Origin of the sequence: Sphingobacterium tenebrionis, assembly GCF_037126265.1 — a bacterium.
GTDB classification, from domain to species: domain Bacteria; phylum Bacteroidota; class Bacteroidia; order Sphingobacteriales; family Sphingobacteriaceae; genus Sphingobacterium; species Sphingobacterium tenebrionis.
The window spans coordinates 105,887-128,612 of record NZ_JAYLLN010000006.1 but is presented as its reverse complement, the minus strand read 5'-3'; the positions used below and the strand labels follow the sequence as shown (position 1 = coordinate 128,612).

Below are 22,726 nucleotides of genomic sequence, written 5' to 3'. Positions count from 1 at the left end.
AAGATACGCAAGGCTTGTTTACTAAGGTAAAGGATTAAAGGTTATTTTTCTTAAAAATGGGCATTTTAAAGCATTAAAACCAATTTTATTGATAAAATCATAATAAAATTATTTAGTTAGTGTAAAAAATACAATTAGTACCTTAAAAATATATAAAAATCATATATTTGTTTTAATTATTATCCTATCGTTTGGGAATAAACAAGATACTTATTTTAAACTATGAGATTAAGTCAGAAAAAAGCAGCTTTTCAGAATGAAGTCCTAACGCGGTTCGATTTATTCAAGAGTCTGTTTCTTACGCTTCCATTCCAACGTGTTCGACATACGGGAACCATATTACCTTTTTTCAATACCCATTGTGAGCAGGGTGTAGAACAACATCAGACACCCGAGACCATCATCGATAGTTTCTTCGGGCAGTATGAGCAGTATGTGCGGGAAGATGATCGATTGGATCTATTGTTCCGCATTGTCCAGTATATCGAAAGACAGGTGGTTTTATTTGATGCGGTGGAGGATTCGGCATTTAAGGCCGTAGGGAAAAGCGATGAAACGGGAGGATTGGATACTATTTTTGGTGCTGCCCAATCCAATCCGCAAACGCGTAAACAGATTGTGGAGCGGTTGAAGGAAATGTCGGTACGGTTGGTTTTGACGGCGCATCCGACCCAATTTTATCCTGGACCGGTGCTATCCATCATCAATGACTTGATCGAGGTTCTAAAAAAGAATGATATTCCTAAAATACACCTGTTGTTACAGCAGTTGGGAAAGACTCCATTCATCAATAAACAAAAGCCTACCCCTGTGGATGAAGCCATCAGTTTAGCTTGGTACCTGGAAAATGTATTCTATAAGGTTGCTTCTGATATTCAGGCAAGAATTGATGATGAACTTGAACTTTCTACGAAGGAATTAGATCACTTGATCGAGCTAGGCTTCTGGCCAGGAGGCGATCGTGACGGAAATCCGAATGTGACTTGGGAGAGTACCAAAAAGGTGGCTAACCTGTTGAGGACCATTCTTTTCAGGTGTTATTACCGGGATTTTAGGGTCGTAAAAAGACGCATCACCTTCCGTGGAGTAGAATCCTACATGGAAAACCTACAGGAATTATTCTATGAGAACAGTTTCAACCCCGTTGATAAACCGGTGGATGAAACCGATAAAATATTGGATAACCTCGAAAATATCATCCGTGTTCTTCGCGAAGACCACGATGGACTTTTTGTTGAAATCGTGGAAGATTTAAAACGTAAGGTACAGACCTTTGGCTGTTATTTCACCACCTTGGATATCCGTCAGGATAGCAGTATTCTGAGAAATACCTTTAATTGGTTGTTGGAGACCTATCCATCCGAAACCGGAATCCCTTTATCTGAGGTTGTCGATTCGGAGGAGGAAAAAGAAAAACAGATTACGCTTTCTGAAGCGGACCTGGATCTGGAAACAGCAGAAGATCCCTTGGTTCAGGATACCCTGCGTGTTATCCGCTTGATCAAGGATATCCAAAAATCGGGTAGTGAGCGTGCAGTTCAGCGGTTTATCATCAGTAATTGCCAGCAAGCCTCGGATATCTTAGGATTGATGCAGCTGTTTTTATGGCAGGGATGGAAGAAAGGGGATCTGACCATGGATTTTGTGCCTTTGTTCGAAACGGTTGATGATTTGAAACATGCCGCGGATGTGATGCGTAGGCTTTACTCAAATCCAGCTTATGCTGCCCATCTGAAGAAAAGAGGGAATAAGCAGACCATCATGTTGGGGTTTTCGGACAGTACGAAGGATGGGGGCTATTTGATGGCCAACTGGTCTATCTATAAAGCCAAGATCGAATTGACCGCCATTTCTCGTGAATACGATGTGGATTTGGTGTTCTTTGATGGTCGCGGTGGACCACCGGCACGTGGCGGTGGTAAAACCCAACGCTTCTATGCTTCGATGGGCAAAGAGATCGAGAATAACCATATTCAGGTAACCATTCAGGGGCAGACCATCAGTAGCCAATATGGTTCTTTGGATTCGGCAAGATACAATATCGAACAATTGATACAGGCTGGTCTGGTTTCAGATCTGCAACAAAAGGTGGGGGATACCCTGACACCAAAACAAAAGGATGTGATCGATCAGATGGCCGCAGAAAGTCATCAGAAGTTCTTGACCTTGCGCCATCATCCACAGTTCCTACAATACCTGGAAACCTTGAGTCCATTGAAGGCTTTGTCTTCGATCAATATTTCCAGTAGGCCGGTAAAGCGGAATTCCGATCGGGAATTGCGGTTGGAAGATCTTAGGGCGATCAGCTTCGTGACTTCCTGGAGTCAACTGAAACAAAATATTCCTGGATTTTTCGGGGTAGGGACGGCTCTGCAATGGGCAGAGGACAATAACCTCTGGTCCTATGTCAAGAACCTGTATGAAACTTCCGGTATGTTCAATACCGTGATCGATAATTGCATGATGTCGATGACCAAATCGAATTTCCACATCACCGCTTACATGAAGGATGACCCTCAGTTTGGTGGATTTTGGACGATGCTGAAAGAAGAATTCGATCTGACCAAAACCTATCTGCTAAAATTAACAGGAATGAAAGAGCTTATGGAGAATTATCCGGTAGAGCGGGCTTCTATTTTGGAAAGGGAGAAGATTATCCTTCCTTTATTGATTATCCAGCATTACGCTATCCGATTGCTTGATAAGCAGCAGGTTAAGGAAGAAAGGGCAGAAATCTACCGCAAATTAATCGGCAGAACCATTTATGGTGTGGTGAATGCAGGAAGAAATTTAGCGTAGATTGAATATGAATTAAACAGAAATAGGCATTAATAGGGATATTTTTATATTTTTGTGTGTTTTAAAAAATATAAAGCGATGAAATTAAATACATTATTTGTTGCGGCAGTTTTAGCAAGTACAACTTTATCTTCTTGCGTATTTGATACTGCAAGCGAAAATCAACTTAAATACACGCATACGACATTGGTAGATGGGGATGCATATGCATTTTTCAGATCCGTTGGAGCGATTGCGCCGTATGAGGTAGACTATGCGAAACATGTTGGTACGGTTGGAAATGCACAAGCGAAAGATGCAGCGAGCAAAGTATCCCAATTCTTTACAGAGATGCTTCCTCAAATGGACTCTTTGGCAACAAAATTCCATGTAGATTTCCCTATTTTAGGACAAGAGAAATATGCCACAGAAGCTGATCATGCAGCACATAGCGTAACCACTGCTACAGATTCTACCGCTGATTCTACCGCAGTCGCAGCAACAGCCCCAGCACCAGTAATGCATACGGCTCCTAGCCATGCTGCTTATACGGATGAAGCGTATTTACACCATGTTCAACATCAAGTAGGCTTGGTGAAGGAACAATTGAGAAGATTGTCTCGCAATACCAACAAAGAATTAAGAGATTTCGCTCAATCAAAAACAGAAGCTGTTGCTCAGTTGTTTACTGCTGTAGGTGGTAAAGAAGATGCCCACGCGCATCACTAAGCAAAAAACAGTTTAATGGTTAAAAAACAGATCGTTACAGGTATATTGTCGTATGGAATGTCCGGAAGGGTATTCCATGCGCCATTTATAGCTGTCAATCCCAACTTTGAATTTAGGGCAATCGTAGAACGCAGCCTTAAATCAGCCCAAGAGAAATATCCCGATGTCATCAGTTATGATTCCGTTCAGGAATTATTGGATAATCCGGAGATCGAATTGGTCATCATCAATACGCCAAATGATACGCATGTATCCTATGCGGAGCAGGCACTCCTGGCCGGTAAGCACGTATTGATCGAGAAACCATTCGCACCAACCTCCCAAGAAGCAGCCAAATTATATAAATTGGCGGAAGAACAGGGAAAACACATCCTTCCATTTCATAATAGACGATTTGATAGCGATTTCCTTACGCTCAAGAACATCGTGGAATCCGGTCTGGTAGGAAAGCCTATCGAGCTGCATCTCCGTTTCGATCGCTATAAATCGCAGATCGGCGTGAAGTTGTTCAAAGAAACCAAAAGAGCTGCCTCGGGGATTCTTTACGATCTGGGATCGCATCTGTTGGATCAGGCCATATCGCTGTTCGGTAAGCCAAAATCCATGAGCAAATTAAAGGGAACCTATAGGGCAAATAGTGTGGTGGACGATTATGCCCATCTGATGCTGAACTATGGCTCTGGCGTAAATGTTTTCATCACGACCAGCCTATTGGTCGCCGACCCCCAAGCCGCCTTCGTGCTACATGGCACAAAAGGGAGCTATGTGAAATATAGAACGGATGTGCAGGAGGCCCAACTCCTGGAAGGGTTGATGCCTGACCATGCAAGCTTCGGATTAGAGCCCTTAGGTAATGAAGGTGTACTGAGTATTGCCCTTCGGGATGATGTGATGGAAAGACAGCTTATAGCGCCTGTAAAAGGTGATTATATGGCTGTTTTTGATGCGGTTTATGCCACCATACGCGAGGATGCTCCCTATTTTGTGAGCAAAGAACAGATTATCTGGCAATTAGAAATCTTAGAACCGACGAAATAATCGGCTATTTAATATTATATTAATATTAATTTAATCTAAGATTTTTAATATTGTTAAACTTTTCAAATACACACTGTGAGATACGCCGCTATTGATATCGGTTCAAACGCTGTTCGTTTGCTGATTGCCGATATAATTGAAAGAGAAAACGAAATCATATTTAACAAGAACACACTTCTACGAGTGCCATTACGATTGGGTGATGATGCATTCATCAATAAACACATTTCTGAAGGAAAATTTGAGAACATGGTGAAAACCATGTCGGCATTCCGTAATCTGATGGATGTGTACAAGGTCAGTGATTATATGGCCTGTGCGACTTCTGCGATGCGCGATGCGGATAATGGCAAGGACGTTGTTGAGGCCTGTAAAAAGGTGGGTATCGATATTGAGATCATCGATGGTTCAGTGGAAGCCCAAATCATATACAATGTGCACAACCAAACCAACATGGATAAGAACAAGGTTTATCTTTATATCGATGTGGGTGGTGGTAGTACCGAGATTTCGCTTTTTGCCAATGGTGATCTAGTGGCATCCCGTTCCTTCAATTTAGGTACTATACGTATCCTGGATAACCAGGATGAACCGGAAACCTGGGACGACATGAAGTTATGGGTGAAGAATATCACCAAGAGTTATAAGAACATCTACGGGATTGGTTCTGGAGGTAATATCAATAAACTTTCGAGGATGGCGAATGAAAAGGCGGATAAGCCTATTTCCTACGCCAAATTGAAAGCCATGTATGTTTATCTGAGTTCGTATTCTTTGAAAGATAGGATCAATGTACTTGAATTGAAACAGGATAGGGCAGACGTGATTATCCCGGCTTCGGAGATCTTTTTAACGATCATGAAGGTGGGGCATCTGAAGAATATTATGGCGCCTAGGATCGGATTGGCGGATGGAATCATCCAGACCCTGATCAATAAAAATCTGAAGAAGGCTTAATCAAAATTCGTTGCAAATATCAAAATAAAGATTATTTTTGCGATGTGAAATGCCCAGGTGGCGAAATTGGTAGACGCACCATCTTGAGGGGGTGGCGCCTGAATGGGCGTGGCAGTTCGAATCTGCTCCTGGGCACCCCTTAAAATTCCTCTTATTCTTGTTTAAATTTTATTTGCCTTTACGGTAATCTCTGCGATATCCAGTACCTGGATTTCCTGTTCCTTGTCTTTTACTTTCACCCCATCCCTCAACATCGTCATACAGAAAGGACAAGCTGCGGCAACAATGGAGGCCTTGCTTTCGATCACATCCTCAATACGCTCTACATTCACATCCTTATTGCCCTTTTCAGGTTCTTTGAACATCTGAGCACCACCAGCTCCACAGCATAAACCATTGGATTTACAGCGTTTAAGTTCCACCAGGTCGGCATCCAAAACCTCCAAGGCTTTCCTTGGTGCCTCATAGACATCATTTGCCCTGCCTAGATAACAAGGGTCATGGTAAGTGATTCGCTTGCCCTTGAATTCATTTCCATCGGCAGGTTTCAATTTCCCTTCATCGATCAACGATTGGATCAATTGGGTGTGGTGGATCACTTCATAGTGGCCGCCTAAGCTCGGGTATTCATTTTTTATGGTATTGAAACAATGTGGGCAGGCGGTCACGATCTTTTTGATTTCATAACCATCCAATACCTGGATATTCATCATCGCCTGCATCTGGAACAGGAATTCATTTCCTGCCCGTTTTGCCGGATCTCCCGTACAGCTTTCTTCCGTGCCTAGGATGGCATATTTGATCCCTACATGTTGAAGGATCTTGCAGATGTCTTTGGTGATGCGCTGCGCACGTTCATCAAAACTACCGGCACATCCCACCCAAAACAATAGGTCTGGGCTTTCTCCTTTTGCTAATAACTCGGCTACTGTTGGTATATGAAGTTCGTTTTCCATGTTTTTTCTTTTTTATTGATTTGCCCAATTTGCACGATCTGCCTGTGCATATTTCCAAGGTGCACCGTTGTTTTCCAGGTTGGAGAACATGTTGTTCACACTTGCTGGTGCCTGCGATTCTTCCATCACCGCATATTGACGAAGACCAATGATGATCTCTAAAGGGTTGATGTTGACCGGGCATTGCTCCACACATGCATTACAGCTTGTACAAGCCCATATCTCCTCTCTGCTGATGTGTGTATCCAATAGCGATTTCCCATCATCTACAAACTCTCCGTTTTTATCAATGTTCAAGCCCACATCCGTTAAGCGATCGCGGGTATCCATCATGATTTTTCTTGGGGATAGTAACTTCCCGGTCATATTGGCCGGACAAGCAGCGGTACATCGCCCACATTCGGTACAGGTATAGGCATCCAACAGATTCTTCCAGGTAAGGTCCTGTACATCCTTCACCCCAAAACGGGTTGGTTCTCCGGTGGGTGGGGGTAAGGAAGGATCCAACATCACTTGAACCTCTGCCGTAACTGAAGGCATGTTCTCAAACTTGCCTTTAGGCTCCAGGTTGGAGAAATAGGTGTTCGGGAAGGCCAGTATAATATGTAAATGTTTTGAGATCGGTAAGTAATTCAAAAAGGCCAAAACGCCGATGATGTGGAACCACCATGCTCCGCGTTCGATCCCAATCAATGTACTCACCTGATCGGGAAGCCAAGACGCAATATATTGGGAGATCGGAAAGGATCCGACAGCATGATAATGGGCAGCACCCAATTGCTGAAGTTTATAATCTGCGGCATTCATAAGTAAGAAGGCAGCCATCAAAAGGATCTCCGCGGTCAGGATCAGGTTGGCATCTGTTTTCGGCCAATTGTCTAATTCAGATTGATTCAAACGCTTCAATTTAAGGATATTCCTGCGCACGGCAAATACCACACAGCCCATCAATACCAGGAAGGCTAAGATCTCAAAGGAAAAGATCAGGAAATCGTAAAAACCACCCATAAAGGAAAGTACGCGATGGGTACCGAAAAGGCCATCGATCACGATCTCCAACATCTCAATGTTGATGATACAGAACCCTACATAGACAAACAGGTGAAGGATTGCTGGGATGGGCTTCTTGAACATTTTCTTCTGTCCGAAAGCCACCAGCAACATCACCTTCAATCGTTCCGAAGGACGATCGCTGCGATCGAGGGATTTTCCTAAACGAATATTGCGATATATTTTACTGGCGTTTTTATAGAACAGGATGATGCCTGCGATCAGAAGTACGCCAAAAATCAATTGACCGATCATAGTTTACAAATTAGGTAAAACAAATATAATCAATCCTTAGATACTATGCAGGCATAATAAATTATTTAGACCGATTAAAAATAATTGTCTTAATGGGATAAGATAAATAAAAAAAGCCTCCCTAGGGAGGCTTTTATAATCTTTATAGATTTTTAATTATTTCTTTGGAGCTGCAGCTGCAGTTACACCTAATTTAGCTTGAACATCAGCTGTAAGGTCATCACCACCTGCTGAATAAACCACTGAACCAGATGCTAGATCCAGGATATAAGCATATCCTTTTTCTTTCGCTACTGCGTTGATAGCGGTCATGATCTTTGTTTGGATAGGAGCGAACAATTCAGCCTGTTTAGCTTCCATATCTTTTTCAGCTTGTTGTTGGCTTTCTTGGATCTTTCCTTCCATTTCGCGCATCTCCGTAGCGATCTTGTTCAATTCCACATCAACTGTTTCCTTGTTAGCTTCGCTTCTGTTTCTCGCTTTATCATTAAGATCTTTTTGTTTAGCTTGATACAAGGTAAACATATCTTGTAGTTCTTTGTCTTTGGTAGCACCAAGGCTTTGGATTTGTGTCTGCGCATTCTTGAAATCTGTAGTAGATTCCATAACTGTTCTAGAATTGATATGACCAACTTTTTGCTGTGCGCTTGCTGCGTTTGCTGCAAAAATAAGTCCTGATGCTAATACTACACTTTTCAATAAATTTTTCATGCTCATTCTGTTAGTCTTATAATTATATAAGTTTTTTCTGTTTTTTATATTTGTTAATTTTTTTAGATGCGCAAAATAATAAAAAAATCGTTAGTTGGCTAAACTTGGATTAGGTTTTAACCCCAATTTAACGATTACCTCATTGCTTTTATCCATTTTAGGGTTCGCGTAAAGGAAAGATACCTCGCTACGACGGTCTAAAATGAAATCCAATTGCTGTGCAGTAGCGATATCCTGAATGGCTTTAGAAACCCTATCTTGGATAGGTTTCATCAAGGTTTCACGTTGTTTAACGATCTCGCCATCGAATCCGAATTTACTGCGTTGTAATTCTTTAACCGCTTTCTCTTTGTTCACAATCTCATCTTCACGACGTCTGCGCATATCTGCGTTCAACTTCTGTTGGTCGTTCTGATAAGCCTGGTACATGCGCTCAATCTCTTCGTATTGTTTATCCACTTCTTGTTGCCATTGTTGGGACAAGGCATCCACTTTCTTCTGTGCGCTTGCAACTTCAGGAATATGTTTCATGATATACTCCGAATCTACATAAGCAATTTTTTGTGCAAAGGAGATGCCCACCATCATGGTTAGCATCAAGGCCGTAGTTATAATTTTTTTCATTGACATATCAATATTTTTTTAATTCTACTTTTTAAGACAATTAAAATTATAAAAAGTTTAATTACTAAAATCCGCCCATGTTCTGGATGATACTGAACGTGAAGTTCTGTTTCCACTGGCTCGAAGGCAATCCAGGGATAGGATCCATCGCATGACCGTAGTCAATACCCAACATACCGAAGATCGGTAGGAAGATACGTGCTCCAACACCCACTGAACGACGAACCTTGAATGGATTCACTTCAGAGAATTTGTTCCAGGTATTACCTGCTTCAGCAAATGCCAACGCAAATACCGTTGCCTGATCATTCAACAAGATTGGGTGACGAAGTTCGATCTGGTATTTCGCATAGATCGGGCTACCTGAGCTTGCCGCCGTATATTGCATGTTTGATCCGGTAGAAGCTGGGATAATATATCCATTGGCATAACCACGCATCGCGATGATCTCAGAACCTTGCAAGAAGTCGAAACCTTGCATACCATCACCCCCTAATTTGAAACGCTCAAATGGAGAGGTAGGTGTTTCATCACCGTAAGTACCTAGGTAACCAAATTGTGCTTGGGTTTTCAACACCAATTTACCTACGATTTTCGTGTACCATTGCGAATCGAATTTCCATTTATGGTATTCCGTCCATTTGTATTTTTCATTATCTGGAGCGGTTGCATAGTTGATGTTGTTCATCAAGGAATATGGAGGCGTCAATTGTACGCTGAACTTCAGGTGTGAACCAGAAGTAGGGTAGATCGGTGCATCAACAGAGTTACGACTAATCTCTTGGGTAAAGTTGATGTTGTATGCTTCACCGTCTGAGAAGATGAAATAACCTCTATAGTTTTCCAAATAATAACGTTGGTAAGATAGGGAGCTATTGATCTGGAAGTAGTTGTCTGGCCATTGAAGACGCTTACCTAAGGTCGCTGTAACCCCGTGCATTTGAATTTTAGGGTTGTTCGCATAGCCTTCGTAACGCTGCGTTTGCCAATTGTAATATTGTTGTTGTGAATTCGAAATGTAAGCACTCAATCCGAAATAGATAGGTTTCTTACCACCTAACCATGGCTCCGAGAAGGAGAAGCTATACGACTGATAACGCTTTCCGGAAGTCTGTCCACGGATACTTAATTTCTGACCATCTCCACGAGGAAGTGGTTTCCAAGCATCTTTCTTAAATAAGTTAGACGTCGAGAAGTTATTGAAGGTAAGACCTAAGGTACCGATTACCTGTCCTGCACCATAACCACCGGATAGTTCCACCTGATCTGAAGGCTTCTCTGCAACCGAGAATTCGATGTCTGTTGTTCCTTCTTCAAAGTTCAGGTTGATAGGGGCAGGTTGAACTTTCTGCTCATCAAACATCCCCAATTGGGAGATCTCACGAACACTTCTTACCAATAATTCCCTTGAATATTTCTGACCTGGTTTGGTGTAGATCGAACGTAGAACCACGCGGTCGTTCGTTACATCATTACCTTTCAAGATCACGTTGTTGATCGTGTACTGTTTACCTTCAGACATTTGGATCTCCAGGTCGATCGTATCGTTATAGATTCTTTTGATGATCGGTTGGATGTTGAATGTCAGGTAACCATCGTTCTGATAGATTGCCGCAATATCATCCGAGTTACGGGTAGGACCCATCAACTTCGAGTTCAATTTTTCCTCACTGTAGATATCGCTTTTCTGAATACCTAAAAAGATGTTCAGAATGGAATCCTTGAACTTCGCGTTTCCGGACCAGCTGATGTTACCCACATAGTAACGAGGACCTTCGTAAAGATCAATATCGATTCCAACTTCATTGTTGTCATAACGGTATACGGAATCCCTGATGATTTCTGCATCACGGTATCCTTTATCCTGCATCTTAGCGATCAGTTTTTCTTTCGCTTCTTCGTATTTATCTTCCTTGAATTTACCAGGACCAAATACACGGTACCACATTCTTGGTTTAACACCTTTAAGGTATTTTTGAAGCTGCTTATCCGTAAATTCTTCATTGCCTTCAAAATTCACATGATGAACTTTGATTTTCTTGTTTCTTTCGATATCCACCATAACAATTTCATTGTTCGGTTGGGTTGTATCTTTTGCGGTCTTGATCGTAATTTCCGGATATAGATAGGATTTCTCCCTCAAGAATTTCTCGATGGTCGTACGGGTGGTCAATAATAGGTTTTCATTGACAATTCGGCCAGCCGTAGTATTCAAACGCTTACGAACTTCTTCCGTTTGGGTCTTGCTCAAACCTTCAATATCCACACGGGTCAATCTTGGGCGTTCCTTTACTCGGATTTCCAAAAAGATCGTCTCGTCCTGTATTTTTGTAGCATATAACTGAACATCCTCGAATAGGTTCTGATCCATCAGATCCTTGATCACATTAGCTGTCTGCTCAGAAGGTACCTCGATGTAATTACCTACGACCAATTTGGAAATGGTAATCAATACATCGCTCTCTAAGTATTGTGCTCCTGTAACAGTCACTCCTCCAATGACATAATTCTTAGGGTTATTATAGTCAATTTCATCGGGGTCATTGACGTTTATGGGATTACCACCAAGGATTTGGGCATGCGAGAAATTGCAAATTAAGATGGTCAGAAAAATAGAAATTTTTAGTATATGCTTCATCTACTTTTTATTATGTCTGCTAAAGTACAGCAAAGTCTTGTTAATTTTTGTTAAAAGAAATATTGCGGATTTCGGGGATTAACCCATCCAAAATCAAAATGTTGCAAAAGTAAGTATTTCTTACAATTGTTCACTAGTTTTCCCAAATCTTCTTTCGCGATTTTGATATAAATAAATACACTCGAAGAGATGTTCTCTGGAAAACTCCGGCCACATAATGGGTAGGAAGAATAATTCAGAATAAGCGATCTGCCAAAGCATGTAGTTACTGATGCGTTCTTCACCGGATGTTCTGATCAGAATATCGGGATCCGGCATATCATAGGTATAAAGATGCTGGCTTATGGTTTCTTCATTAATATTCGAAGGATCAAGTTCATTGTTCTTCACCTTTTCCGCTATCCTTTTGGTGGCTTCCACAATCTCTTGTCTGGAACCATAGCTTAAGGCTAAAGTAAGGGTACAGCCTGTATTGTTCTTCGTCTGATCGATGGTACTTGCCAAGGTTACTTGACAATGATCTGGTAGGTCAGAAGTCTTTCCGATGGTATTTACCCGGATATTGTTGGCCTGGAAGGTAGGTAATTCCTGGTTGAGGGAATTCACTAAGAGTTCCATCAAGGCATTGACTTCAAATTCAGGTCGGTTCCAGTTTTCGGTGGAAAAAGCATATAAGGTGAGGTAGGAAACGCCGATTTCAACAGCAGCCTCCAAGGCCTCCCGAACAGCTGTAACACCGTTTTTGTGTCCAAATACACGCAGCTCACCCTGTTCCTTGGCCCATCGGCCATTGCCATCCATGATAATCGCAATATGCTTAGGAAGGTTAGTTTTGTCTATTTTATCTTTATAGTTCATTTGATTGTATACTGCGGTAAAGATACAGGTTTTCAGATAATCCTTTGATATTAAATAGTGTTAAATGAACTTTAAACCTTGATTAATAATTTCTGACGTCTATACCCCATAGTAATTTCTCCCGTAGGATACTGAAATACTGGTCATTCTGAAGCCTGATCAAGTTGATGTTGAAAGGCGCTTTGGAAATGGTTAAGGTTGTATTTGTCGATAGGGTATAACTTTTCGAATCGCAGCTCAAGATGTATTTTTCCGTGCGACTTTCGATCTCCAGGTGCAATTTCATGTTTTCACTGACGACGATAGGGCGTACGTTCAGGTTGTGGGGAGAGATAGGGGTAATCACGAAGTTGCCGCTTCCCGGCATCAGGATCGGCCCGCCACAGCTTAAGGAATAGGCTGTGGAGCCGGTTGGTGTCGCAATGATCAATCCATCGGCCCAATAGGAGTTCAAGAGCTCATTATCCAATACCGCATTTACTGTGATCATAGCGGAAGAATCCGAACGAAATACCGTTATGTCATTTAGCGCAATATTATCTCCGGCCACAAGGGTTCCATCTGAGGTTTCTACCTGCAACAGCCCACGCTTTTGGATCTGGTATTGGTTTGCCAAGATTTGGTCCAATGCCTCTTCGATCTTGTTTTTTGAAATGTTGGCTAAGAATCCCAAACGACCGAAGTTGATACCTGCGATCGGGATTCCGGAGTCCTTAATCAAGGTTGCTGCGGCCAGCATGGTTCCATCGCCACCAAGGCTCAGCATAAACGAAATATCCTTCGGGAGATCCTTATGAGATCTAAATTTTTTGAATTTGAAATCCACTTTGCATAGTTTCTTTAAAAAACTGTGGAAATCGTGGTAGATATATACCTGAACATTGCGTTCGCGGAGGTAACTGAACAGCTCAACAACGTAGCCGATAACCGATTGGTTAAATTCACGTCCATATACTGCGATGGCCAGTTCTTTCATGCTTTCTTTTAAAATTTAGTCAAAGATGGGAATTTCTGATAAATTATAGGTTCAAATAATTCATCAAAAGATTGTACCGCTCTTGTATGTCGTTCTGGTCAGATCCATCATTAAAAGTCGCTTTCACCACATAATCATGTCGCCAGAGGGATGCCAAAACCGAAGAAATATTGGTCTTGTTGAGTTTGATGGTCAGTTCCACTTTGGATGAATCCTCCATCACCTTAACGCCAGTCTGCAGGATCTTACAGTTTTCCGATTCGATGATATTCGCAATATGGGTCAAGGAATTGTCGCGCTCTTCCATTTCCAACACGATGATCGCCCCAATCTCCTGGTTGGATACGGTCTTGTTCAAGGCCAATAGCAGATCCTTTGGCGTGATCACACCCACATATTGGTTGTTCTTGTTCATGATGGGCAACATATCAAACTGATAAGTTTCCAGGTATTGCAGGGCATCAAAAATATGTTGGTAATCGAAAAGATAAATAAATGGAAAAGTGAACTTGAGTTCCTTGATGGTTTTCAGGTCATCATCTACGTTCAAGAGGTCTTCTTCGGTGATGATCCCCAGGTATTCCTTGCCTTTAACAACAGGGAGTTGTTGGAGATGGAGCTCATTGACCTTATCCAGGGTAGCAGCTACCGTGTCGTTTGGATGGACCTCGGTGTAGAGCGTAGATATGTTTTCGCCTATATACATGAAACCGTTTTATATATTAAACCCTTATTTTGAGAAAACGTTTAATTAGGAGTTTAATGATTCGTTGATGCTAAGGTAACGAAAATATATATTTTGAAATAAAATAAAAAGATGTTTAATGGTACTTTAAAGGAAATGTGTAATTTTACCCTACTTTAAAAAGAGCGGTAATTATATGGACTTACTAGAGCAAGAGAAGTTTATAAAGATTCGAGAAGTCATTCATAAGAAAAGTCCAAAATTAGCGAAGTGGATACCCAAACCATTAATTAGTTACTTAGAGCGTGTTATACACGAAGATGAGATCAACTATATCATGACCAGGTATTACGATGACCTAGGCTTGGATTTTGTGGATTCTTTATTGAAGGAGCTGGATGTAGAGGTTCATCTGGAGGGTGTGGAGAACATTCCTTTGGAGGATAGTGTGATCTTTGCTTCCAACCACCCACTTGGTGGACTGGATGGCGTGGCTTTTATGCAGGCTATCGGAAAATACCGGAAGGATGTGAAATTCCTGGTGAATGATATCCTATTGAACATCCGCAACCTGGAGCCTTTGTTCGTGCCTGTTAATAAGGTAGGCAATCAGAGTAAGGCAGGAATCGCGGCCATTGAAACCGCCTATGCCTCCGACCATGCCCTGTTGGTTTTCCCGGCCGGATTGGTTTCACGGAAAATAAAAGGCAAAATTGTTGACCTAGAATGGAAAAAAAGCTTTATCAATAAAGCAAAAAAATACAAAAAGGACATCGTTCCTGTCTACATTGAGGGTAGGAATTCTAATTTCTTCTATAATTTAGCGAGAATAAGAGCAAAACTAGGTTTAAAAGCTAACATTGAAATGTTATATTTACCTGATGAGTTGTTTTCCCAACGCGGGAAGAACATCAAAATCCGCATCGGTAAACGTATTCCATATACACATTTCGACCAAAGCAAAAACGAAAGAGCCTGGGCCGAAGATGTTAAACAGCAGGTTTATGCGATGGCCAACAGTAAATAATAATCTATGCAAGAAATAATTCAACCTGTTGATCGGGAATTAATTAAGAAAGAACTTACTAAAGAAGCTTTTGTCCGTTATACTAATAATGGCAACAATGAGGTTTATTTGGTAAACTATCATACGTCTCCGAATATCATGCGCGAGATTGGCCGACTGAGAGAGTTGAGTTTCCGCTCCGCGGGAGGTGGTACCGGGCAAGCACTGGATATTGATGAGAACGATATCAGTGAACATAACTACGACCAGCTGATCGCCTGGAACCCGGATGATGAAGAGATCATTGCGGGATACCGTGTGATCAAATGTGATAATGCCGTTTCAGAAGATGGGGAAGTCCATCTCTCCACAGCGCATTATTTTGATTTTTCAGAAGACTTTGTAAAGAACTATCTTCCCCAGACCTTGGAATTGGGAAGATCATGGGTACAACCCAAATACCAACCCGCAATTGATAACCGCAAAGGGATATTCTCTTTGGATAACCTTTGGGATGGGCTAGGGGCGGTGGTGTTGTTGAATCCAGATGTGAAGTATCTATTTGGAAAGGTGACCATGTACCCGCAATATAATGAAGAAGCCAGAGATCTGCTGATCTACTTCATGAACCATTATTTTCCGGATAAGGATAAATTAGTTACTCCATCTCCAGATTTGTTTTTGGGGTATAAGACTGATGTTTCCAAGTTTGAAGGCATTTTTGATGGCTTGGATTATAAAGAAGGTTATAAGGTGTTGAATACGCGTGTAAGAGAGTTGGGGGAGAATGTTCCGCCATTGATCAATACGTATATGAATTTGTCGCCAACCATGCGTGTTTTTGGTACCGCTAGGAACAATGAATTTGGCGAGGTGGAAGAGACTGGTATCATGATTACCTTGGATGATATCTATCCAGCGAAGAAAGAAAGACATATGTCGACTTTTGAACGGGATAGGCATTTCGGCGAAAGACCGGTGAAGGCAAGGTAGGTTTTCATTGCAGCCTTACGACATTGCGACCCTACGTCATTGCGACCCTACGTCATTGCGAGGGCGTTCGTCATTGCGAGGCACGAAGCAATCTTCCCACATGTCATGCTGAGCGTAGTCGAAGCATCTGTTCGATAGTACACGTACAGATCCTTCGACGCTGCTCAGGATGACAAAGTCCAAAGATTGCTTCGTCGTTCCTCCTCGCAATGACGTGGATTTTTCTTTACAATTCCCTAAAATCCCCAAAAAAATACCCATAAGAAACCACAATTTTCAAAATTAATCCTTCCCCAATTCAACCTCCTTTCTCAAGAAAATAAATTAACTAAAATGCGTTATCATGCGGTTTTTGACACCTTCCGCGCACCTTTATTTTTCTTAAATATTTCCTATGCAACCTTTTCTTTGCTTTTCTTTCCTTATAAAACACCAAAATTCATGTTAATTCTTATCAAATACTAAACAATTTCTTAACATAAAATTTATATATTGACTGTAGTTTTGTTCAACATAATCTAAAACCATGAAGAAAACAGCAATACTAACCAGCCTACTATTATTAGGAACAACCAGTTTATTCAGTCAAACCAATCAAGGAGTAATCACTTTGGACGAATTCCGTTTGCCATCCAAACGCGATATCATCCATATTCCCAATGTCAACGGTTTCCAGGTTCTAAAATGTGATTTCCACATGCATACCGTATTTACAGATGGCCATGTATGGCCTAACGTACGCGTGCAGGAAGCTTGGAAAGAAGGTTTGGATGCCATTTCCATTACCGAACATATGGAATACCAACCCCATAAAGATGATGTGAACACCGACCATAACCGCTCACATGACCTTGCCGTGGAATTGGCTAAAGAAAACAACTTGGTCCTGATCAAAGGAACAGAAGTTACCCGTAATACGCCTCCAGGACACTTCAATGCGCTTTTCATTACTGATGCCAACAAGTTCATCGATGTTCGCGACGAGGATAAAGACCAAGAATCCATTGACCGCGTGATCAACGATGGTGCCTTTGTGTTCTGGAACCATCCGGGATGGAAGGACAAACAGATTCCGGGATCATATGAATGGATTCCATTTGTAGAAAAACTCTACCAGGAAAAGAAAGTACATGGCATCGAAGTGGTGAACGGATTGGGCTTCCATTCCAAAGCCTTAGATTGGGCATTGGACAGAAACCTAACCATTATCGGAAATACCGATATGCATAACCTGATCGCCCATAGCTACGATCTGAACAAAGAAGGTGTACACCGCACGATGACCTTGATCATGAGCAAGGACCGCAGCGCTCAAGGTATCCGCGAAGCATTGAATAGCGGAAGGACTGTAGCTTGGTCAAGCAAATACTTATTTGGAAAAGAAGAACACGTAAAGGCTTTGTTCGATGCCTGTGTAGCGTTGAGCCCAGTTTTCCATAAAAAGACCAATAATAAAGGAGTAGTAACCAATTATTATGAGATCAAGAACAACAGTGATCTATATTTTGAGCTGGTATTAAAAGCAGGAAAAGGGACAAAAAAGATTGTACTTTACCCTGGATCTGCCCAAACATTAACTGCCGAAGCCAACCAACCTTCATTAACCTATGAGGTGGTTTCTACCTATATCCGAAGTGATAAACATTTGAACGTGGATATCCGCTTGAATTAAGAAAAACAAACAAAAACTGAAATTAATGAATCGATCGATCTTGAGGATTAGCCAAGGAAGCCTTATCCTATTGTTAGGGCTTTCCTGTATTTCGCAGGCATCAGGGCACGTCAGGTATGTGCCTTTGAAATCCTATGCTGCACAAGAATTGATCAATGTACGTATTACGGTACTTGATCAGAGTTCTGGGAACCCTTTAGAGGGCGTGAGTATTAGTGCAAACAACCGAGCAATAGGCCTTACAGGCAAAGACGGGGTGTTTAGTGGTTCTGTTGTGAAAGGGACGACATTGAGCCTAAGAATGATAGGTTATAACTCAACAACCGTAAAGGTGGAACAGGAAACCTATTCCATTAAGTTATCGGCTGTAGACGAATCGATCGAGGAAGTCGTAGTCACGGCTTTGGGAATCAAGCGTGAAGAACAGGCTTTGGGTTATTCGGCTACTACCGTTAAAGGCGAGCAGTTGACCGAAGCCTTATCCAATAACTGGATGGATGCTCTTTCCGGAAAAGTTGCCGGTGTGAACCTGATGCGGTCCAATGCAGGACCTGTTGGGACCACCAAGATCATCCTTCGTGGAGAAAACAACCTAACCGGAGAAAATGGTGCCCTGATCGTTGTCGATGGAGTCATCATGAACGGTGGTTCTGGTCGATCCTCGGCTCTAGGTTCTGATGGCGCCTATGGAACGGGTTCCGACAACATGCCGGTAGATTATGGTAACGGTATGGACGACATCAATCCGGAGGATATCGAAAGCATTACGGTACTAAAAGGTCCAGGTGCAGCAGCACTTTATGGTTCCCGTGGAGCCAATGGTGCGGTCATCATTACCACTAAATCGGGGTCCGCTAAAGGAAAAGGAATTGGTATTACCGTTAATTCCAATGCTGCCTTTGAAAGCATGAACCGTTCCCCAGATCTACAATACGAATATGGTCAGGGTTTGGACGGAGCTGCGCATTACTCCTTCGGTTCTTCCGTGGATGGAAGTAGCACCAGTGGAACCAGTTCTGCTTATGGCCCTAAATTCGATGGTCAAGAATTTTTCCAATATGATCCTATATTACAAAAGGTAGGTCCTACAAGAACACCTTGGCGTGCCTATGATGGCAAAAATGGCGTAAATGGTTTCTTTGATGTTGGTAGAACCTTTACCAATACGGTATCTATCGACGGAAGTACCGACAAGACAACTGCCAGATTCTCCGCCACCAATACCCAGAACAAATGGATCGTTCCGAATACCGGATATAAAAAGAATTCATTGGCACTGTCCGTGAGTTCCAAGATCACCGATAAACTGACCATCAATTCCAAAGTGAATTATACCAACCGCTGGTCAGACAATTTGCCGGGAACAGGTTATGGAAACCAATCCTTGATGTACTGGTATATTTTCTGGCAACCAAGCGCTGACCTGAATTGGTTGAGAAATTATTGGGTGAATGGTGAAGAAGATCGTAAAATTGCTTATCCATTCAGTACCTATCCAGAAAACCCATACGCGATCTCCTATGAGTTCATCAATGCCAACAACAGGCATACCATTACCGGGAATGCACAGGCCGTTTATCAGTTTTCCAAAGACCTGAAAGCCCATGTTCGCGCGGCAATGGATATGGGGATCGAGGATAGAAACCAGAATAGACCTTACGATGCCGGTTCTAAACTTCGGGAAGGATCATACCGTAGCCAATCTATTTTCTCGAAGGAAACCAATATCGATTTCTTGGTGACCTATAATAAAAAACTGAACGATAACTTTGATTTTTCAGTCAACTTAGGTGGTGCATCTGCCCGTATCGATTATGATCGGGATGAAATGACCTCTGATGGTTTGTTCTACCCAGGTGTTTACAACCACAACAATTCAAAATATGGGGTAAAAACCCGTCAGATCATCGAGCGATCCCAAACCAACAGTTTATATACTTTGGTAACTACTGGATATAAGGATTTCTTATTCCTGGATGCTACGTTCCGTAGGGACTGGGCAAGTACCTTGGCTACACGTTTGTATATCGATAAAGAATTAGGGTTCAATTATCCTTCTATCAACGGAAGTTTCGTGTTCTCTAAAATCTGGGATCTTCCAGAATTCATCAGCTTTGGTAAATTCCGTGCCTCTTATGCAGGTACCGGATCAGGTGTACAGAAACCTTTTCAAACAGAATTCAATTACGAAAATCCAAATTCCTTGTTGGGAGGGTCATTGGCTAATCCATCAACCCTGGCCAATCCGTTGATCAAGCCGCTTTCTACATCGTCGCTGGAATTCGGTACCGATATCCGCATGTTCAACAATAAAGTGAAATTGGATATTGCTTGGTATAAAGCAAATTCATCGAACCAACACCTTTTCCGTTTCGTAGACCCTGCTTCGGGAGTAAGCCGTTTCTTGGTCAACTTTGGTGAAGTGGAAAACAAAGGTCTAGAAATCGCCTTGAACACTGATCAGATCAAAGCTAAAGACAATGGCTTTGGATGGTCATCCTATATTACCTATACCGGAAATAAAAACCTCATCAAACAGTTGACCGATAGCACCATCGTGCTTCAGCAGCGTTCAGTAGGATCTGGACAGATTGTAGGAATGGTCGGTGGAAGTTTAGGCGATCTTTATGGTATTGGCTATGAGCGTGCTCCTGATGGACAAGTCATCTATGATGAATCTACCGGATACGCGAAACTAACCAGTGAAATCCTGTATTTGGGAAATACCATTCCAAAAGGTAAAATGAGTTTCGGAAATAACTTCTCTTATAAAGGGTTGCGTATGAACCTCTTGTTCGATACCCAATGGGGAGCAGTTGGTCATTCCTTAACCCATTATAAATTAGCAGAGCAAGGAAAAACCAAAAATACCTTACCAGGACGCTACAGCAGTATCATCGGTAATGGGGTAATCCAGAATGCGGATGGTACCTACCGCCAAAATGATGTCATCGCCAAGAACGTTGATGAATATTACCGTTCTCATTTCGGGCAGGATAATGCCGAAGGAAGCACATTCCCTACCGATTTCATCAAATTTAGGGAAGCGCGTTTGGATTATAGCTTAAATAAGAACCTGGTTTCCCGTTTAGGCATTAACCGGGCGACCATTGGTGTTTATGGCCGTGATCTATTCATCTGGACCAAATGGCCGGCCTTCGATCCAGAATTCGGAACCTTGGATGGTGGGGATATCGTGAAAGGATTTGAGATTGCTCAATTCCCGTCAACCCGTACATTCGGATTTAACCTAATTGTTGGTTTCTAACTCGATTATCATGAAATTGAAAAATATACTATTTGGAAGTCTGTTAAGCATCTTAGCACTTTCATCTTGCGATAAAGGTTTTGTTGACCTGAATGTCGACCCGACCAAAACCACGGAAGCCTATCCGGAGCAGTTCATGGCAAATGCTTTGATCTCTTCCGTATCCGCCAATATGAACCGGAACAGGGGCTTCAACAATGAATTGATGCAGGTCACTGTTTCCATTGGAGATGGCGAATTCAAAGTCTTCCGATATGACTTTAGAAGAAGTTGGTCAGATTACCTTTGGAGCAACCACTTCCTGAATCTATCCAATTACAAGGATATGTACAGCAAGGCGCAGAATGAGTTGACCTTTAATACGTCCTATCAAGGGATCTCCATGATCCTTCAGGCATGGACCAACTCCATTCTAACGGATACGTATGGTGATATCCCTTATACACAGGCTACCTTGGGAAGAGACTCCTTGTTGTTCGAACCAAAATTTGATGCCCAGAAGGATATCTATACCAATCTGTTGATGAAATTGGATTCGGCGAATAACCTGCTGAAAGCCAATACCGCAATTGATCCATTACAGGATCCAGTATATGCTGGATCGGTAGCCAATTGGCGTAAGTTTGGAAACTCCTTATTCCTGAGGTTATTGATGCGTGTTGCCCATAAAGCCGAGGTAAAAGATTATGCAGAAGCAAAAATCAAAGAGATTTTGGAAACCAATAAATCTAATTATCCCATCATTGCCAATAATGAGGAGTCTGCCATTCTTCGTTGGACGGGAGAAGGGGTTTATGTATCCCCATTTATGTCGACAAGGGTACAGGATTTTAGAGCAACTGCGATTGCCGAATATTTCATTGATTTCTTGCGTGATACGAATGATCCACGATTGAACATTCCTGACTATGGGAAAGCAGGTGTAAACCGTTGGGGAATTGCGCCCGTGTCCGGAAACTTCGTAGGTGTTCCAAGTGGATATGCCCAAGGTTCGGAGGATTATTCAAAAATGTCCTATTTCTATTCGGCAGATCAGATCGTAGGGGGATACAGCATGCAGCATGAACCTATGACCGGAATGATCATGAATTTTGCGGAGGTGGAATTCATCAAGGCAGAAGCCATGCTGAAAGGCTATATCACTGGAGATCCTAGCGTGCCTTTCTATTCTGGCGCTTCCAATTCCATTACCCTATGGGTACCGACATGGACCGGAAATATCGAGGAACATCTGGCGGCCTCTGATAAGGCTTGGGATGCTGCGGCAACTTTCGACGAGAAAATGGAAATGATCCATCAGCAAAAGTATTTTGCGTTGTTCTTAGTAGATCTTCAACAATGGTTCGAGTATAGAAGAACAGGACATCCAATATTGCCAAAAGGAGCAGGTTTGAAGAACAATGGCGAAATGCCGGCGCGTATGCAATATCCAGTCTACGTGCAATCTTCTAACCCAGTAAGTTATAGAGAAGCGGTTGCCAGACAAGGGGCAGATGAAATCAATACAAAAATGTGGTGGCAAAAGCCTTAAT

Annotated in this window: 17 protein-coding genes and 1 tRNA gene; 10 read left to right on the top strand and 8 right to left on the bottom strand. The window is 42.1% G+C overall.

Features of this window, described 5'->3' with window-relative positions; translation table 11 throughout:
• The first annotated feature begins 222 nt into the window (after positions 1-222).
• From VJ786_RS04685 to VJ786_RS04665, 5 genes are all read left to right on the top strand, one after another.
• A complete protein-coding gene (locus VJ786_RS04685; protein WP_134776987.1) occupies positions 223-2,799 on the top strand; it encodes a phosphoenolpyruvate carboxylase in 2,577 nt (858 codons plus the stop codon).
• A 78-nt stretch (positions 2,800-2,877) separates the two neighbouring features.
• Entirely contained in the window at positions 2,878-3,507 is a 630-nt protein-coding gene (locus tag VJ786_RS04680) for a hypothetical protein (protein ID WP_099365271.1), read from the top strand.
• A 15-nt stretch (positions 3,508-3,522) separates the two neighbouring features.
• The gene (locus VJ786_RS04675) at positions 3,523-4,545 is read left to right on the top strand and encodes a Gfo/Idh/MocA family oxidoreductase (RefSeq protein WP_134776986.1); all 1,023 of its coding nucleotides are present in this window, start codon (positions 3,523-3,525) and stop codon (positions 4,543-4,545) included.
• A 75-nt stretch (positions 4,546-4,620) separates the two neighbouring features.
• Positions 4,621-5,502, top strand: coding sequence for a Ppx/GppA phosphatase family protein (locus tag VJ786_RS04670; RefSeq protein ID WP_099365273.1), 882 nt, complete (start codon positions 4,621-4,623; stop codon positions 5,500-5,502).
• Positions 5,503-5,553: 51 nt separating this feature from the next.
• Positions 5,554-5,637, top strand: a tRNA-Leu gene (locus tag VJ786_RS04665).
• A 26-nt stretch (positions 5,638-5,663) separates the two neighbouring features.
• Here the strand turns inward: VJ786_RS04665 and VJ786_RS04660 are convergent.
• From VJ786_RS04660 to VJ786_RS04625, 8 genes are all read right to left on the bottom strand, one after another.
• Positions 5,664-6,458, bottom strand: coding sequence for a (Fe-S)-binding protein (locus tag VJ786_RS04660; RefSeq protein ID WP_134776985.1), 795 nt, complete (start codon positions 6,456-6,458; stop codon positions 5,664-5,666).
• A 12-nt stretch (positions 6,459-6,470) separates the two neighbouring features.
• Positions 6,471-7,763, bottom strand: a complete 1,293-nt coding sequence (locus tag VJ786_RS04655) for a 4Fe-4S dicluster domain-containing protein (protein ID WP_134776984.1) — start codon at positions 7,761-7,763, stop codon at positions 6,471-6,473.
• Positions 7,764-7,919: 156 nt separating this feature from the next.
• Entirely contained in the window at positions 7,920-8,474 is a 555-nt protein-coding gene (locus VJ786_RS04650; RefSeq protein ID WP_099365276.1) for an OmpH/Skp family outer membrane protein, read from the bottom strand.
• A 90-nt stretch (positions 8,475-8,564) separates the two neighbouring features.
• Positions 8,565-9,098, bottom strand: coding sequence for an OmpH/Skp family outer membrane protein (locus VJ786_RS04645; protein ID WP_099365344.1), 534 nt, complete (start codon positions 9,096-9,098; stop codon positions 8,565-8,567).
• A gap of 64 nt (positions 9,099-9,162) precedes the next feature.
• A complete protein-coding gene (gene bamA, locus VJ786_RS04640) occupies positions 9,163-11,736 on the bottom strand; it encodes an outer membrane protein assembly factor BamA (protein ID WP_134776983.1) in 2,574 nt (857 codons plus the stop codon).
• 120 nt (positions 11,737-11,856) lie between these two features.
• Positions 11,857-12,594, bottom strand: a complete 738-nt coding sequence (gene uppS / locus VJ786_RS04635) for an undecaprenyl pyrophosphate synthase (protein WP_134776982.1) — start codon at positions 12,592-12,594, stop codon at positions 11,857-11,859.
• An 82-nt stretch (positions 12,595-12,676) separates the two neighbouring features.
• Entirely contained in the window at positions 12,677-13,570 is an 894-nt protein-coding gene (locus tag VJ786_RS04630) for an NAD kinase (protein WP_317128174.1), read from the bottom strand.
• 43 nt (positions 13,571-13,613) lie between these two features.
• Positions 13,614-14,276, bottom strand: coding sequence for a CBS domain-containing protein (locus tag VJ786_RS04625; protein WP_134776981.1), 663 nt, complete (start codon positions 14,274-14,276; stop codon positions 13,614-13,616).
• A gap of 175 nt (positions 14,277-14,451) precedes the next feature.
• Here VJ786_RS04625 and glsA point away from each other — a divergent pair, with 175 nt between their 5' ends.
• The 5 genes from glsA (at position 14,452) to VJ786_RS04600 (ending at position 22,725) form a co-directional block, all read left to right on the top strand.
• Positions 14,452-15,282, top strand: coding sequence for a lyso-glycine lipid O-acyltransferase GlsA (gene glsA, locus VJ786_RS04620; protein WP_134776980.1), 831 nt, complete (start codon positions 14,452-14,454; stop codon positions 15,280-15,282).
• Positions 15,283-15,288: 6 nt separating this feature from the next.
• Positions 15,289-16,254: a glycine N(alpha)-acyltransferase GlsB gene (gene glsB / locus VJ786_RS04615; protein ID WP_099365281.1), complete on the top strand. Its 966-nt coding sequence runs from the start codon at positions 15,289-15,291 to the stop codon at positions 16,252-16,254.
• Positions 16,255-16,780: 526 nt separating this feature from the next.
• Positions 16,781-17,926, top strand: a complete 1,146-nt coding sequence (locus VJ786_RS04610) for an Sb-PDE family phosphodiesterase (protein ID WP_099365282.1) — start codon at positions 16,781-16,783, stop codon at positions 17,924-17,926.
• A gap of 25 nt (positions 17,927-17,951) precedes the next feature.
• Entirely contained in the window at positions 17,952-21,194 is a 3,243-nt protein-coding gene (locus tag VJ786_RS04605) for a SusC/RagA family TonB-linked outer membrane protein (RefSeq protein ID WP_336557352.1), read from the top strand.
• Between the two features lie 10 nt (positions 21,195-21,204).
• Entirely contained in the window at positions 21,205-22,725 is a 1,521-nt protein-coding gene (locus VJ786_RS04600) for a SusD/RagB family nutrient-binding outer membrane lipoprotein (protein ID WP_134776978.1), read from the top strand.
• The last annotated feature ends 1 nt before the right edge of the window (position 22,726 follow it).

Coding starts and splice junctions, on each gene's coding strand:
- VJ786_RS04660 (WP_134776985.1), bottom strand. CDS start 6,458: ATGGAAAACGAACTTCATATACCAACAGTAGCCGAGTTATTAGCAAAA.
- VJ786_RS04625 (WP_134776981.1), bottom strand. CDS start 14,276: ATGTATATAGGCGAAAACATATCTACGCTCTACACCGAGGTCCATCCA.
- VJ786_RS04645 (WP_099365344.1), bottom strand. CDS start 9,098: ATGAAAAAAATTATAACTACGGCCTTGATGCTAACCATGATGGTGGGC.
- glsA (WP_134776980.1), top strand. CDS start 14,452: ATGGACTTACTAGAGCAAGAGAAGTTTATAAAGATTCGAGAAGTCATT.
- bamA (WP_134776983.1), bottom strand. CDS start 11,736: ATGAAGCATATACTAAAAATTTCTATTTTTCTGACCATCTTAATTTGC.
- VJ786_RS04680 (WP_099365271.1), top strand. CDS start 2,878: ATGAAATTAAATACATTATTTGTTGCGGCAGTTTTAGCAAGTACAACT.
- VJ786_RS04605 (WP_336557352.1), top strand. CDS start 17,952: ATGAATCGATCGATCTTGAGGATTAGCCAAGGAAGCCTTATCCTATTG.
- VJ786_RS04600 (WP_134776978.1), top strand. CDS start 21,205: ATGAAATTGAAAAATATACTATTTGGAAGTCTGTTAAGCATCTTAGCA.
- VJ786_RS04650 (WP_099365276.1), bottom strand. CDS start 8,474: ATGAAAAATTTATTGAAAAGTGTAGTATTAGCATCAGGACTTATTTTT.
- VJ786_RS04675 (WP_134776986.1), top strand. CDS start 3,523: ATGGTTAAAAAACAGATCGTTACAGGTATATTGTCGTATGGAATGTCC.
- VJ786_RS04655 (WP_134776984.1), bottom strand. CDS start 7,763: ATGATCGGTCAATTGATTTTTGGCGTACTTCTGATCGCAGGCATCATC.
- VJ786_RS04610 (WP_099365282.1), top strand. CDS start 16,781: ATGAAGAAAACAGCAATACTAACCAGCCTACTATTATTAGGAACAACC.
- VJ786_RS04630 (WP_317128174.1), bottom strand. CDS start 13,570: ATGAAAGAACTGGCCATCGCAGTATATGGACGTGAATTTAACCAATCG.
- uppS (WP_134776982.1), bottom strand. CDS start 12,594: ATGAACTATAAAGATAAAATAGACAAAACTAACCTTCCTAAGCATATT.
- VJ786_RS04685 (WP_134776987.1), top strand. CDS start 223: ATGAGATTAAGTCAGAAAAAAGCAGCTTTTCAGAATGAAGTCCTAACG.
- glsB (WP_099365281.1), top strand. CDS start 15,289: ATGCAAGAAATAATTCAACCTGTTGATCGGGAATTAATTAAGAAAGAA.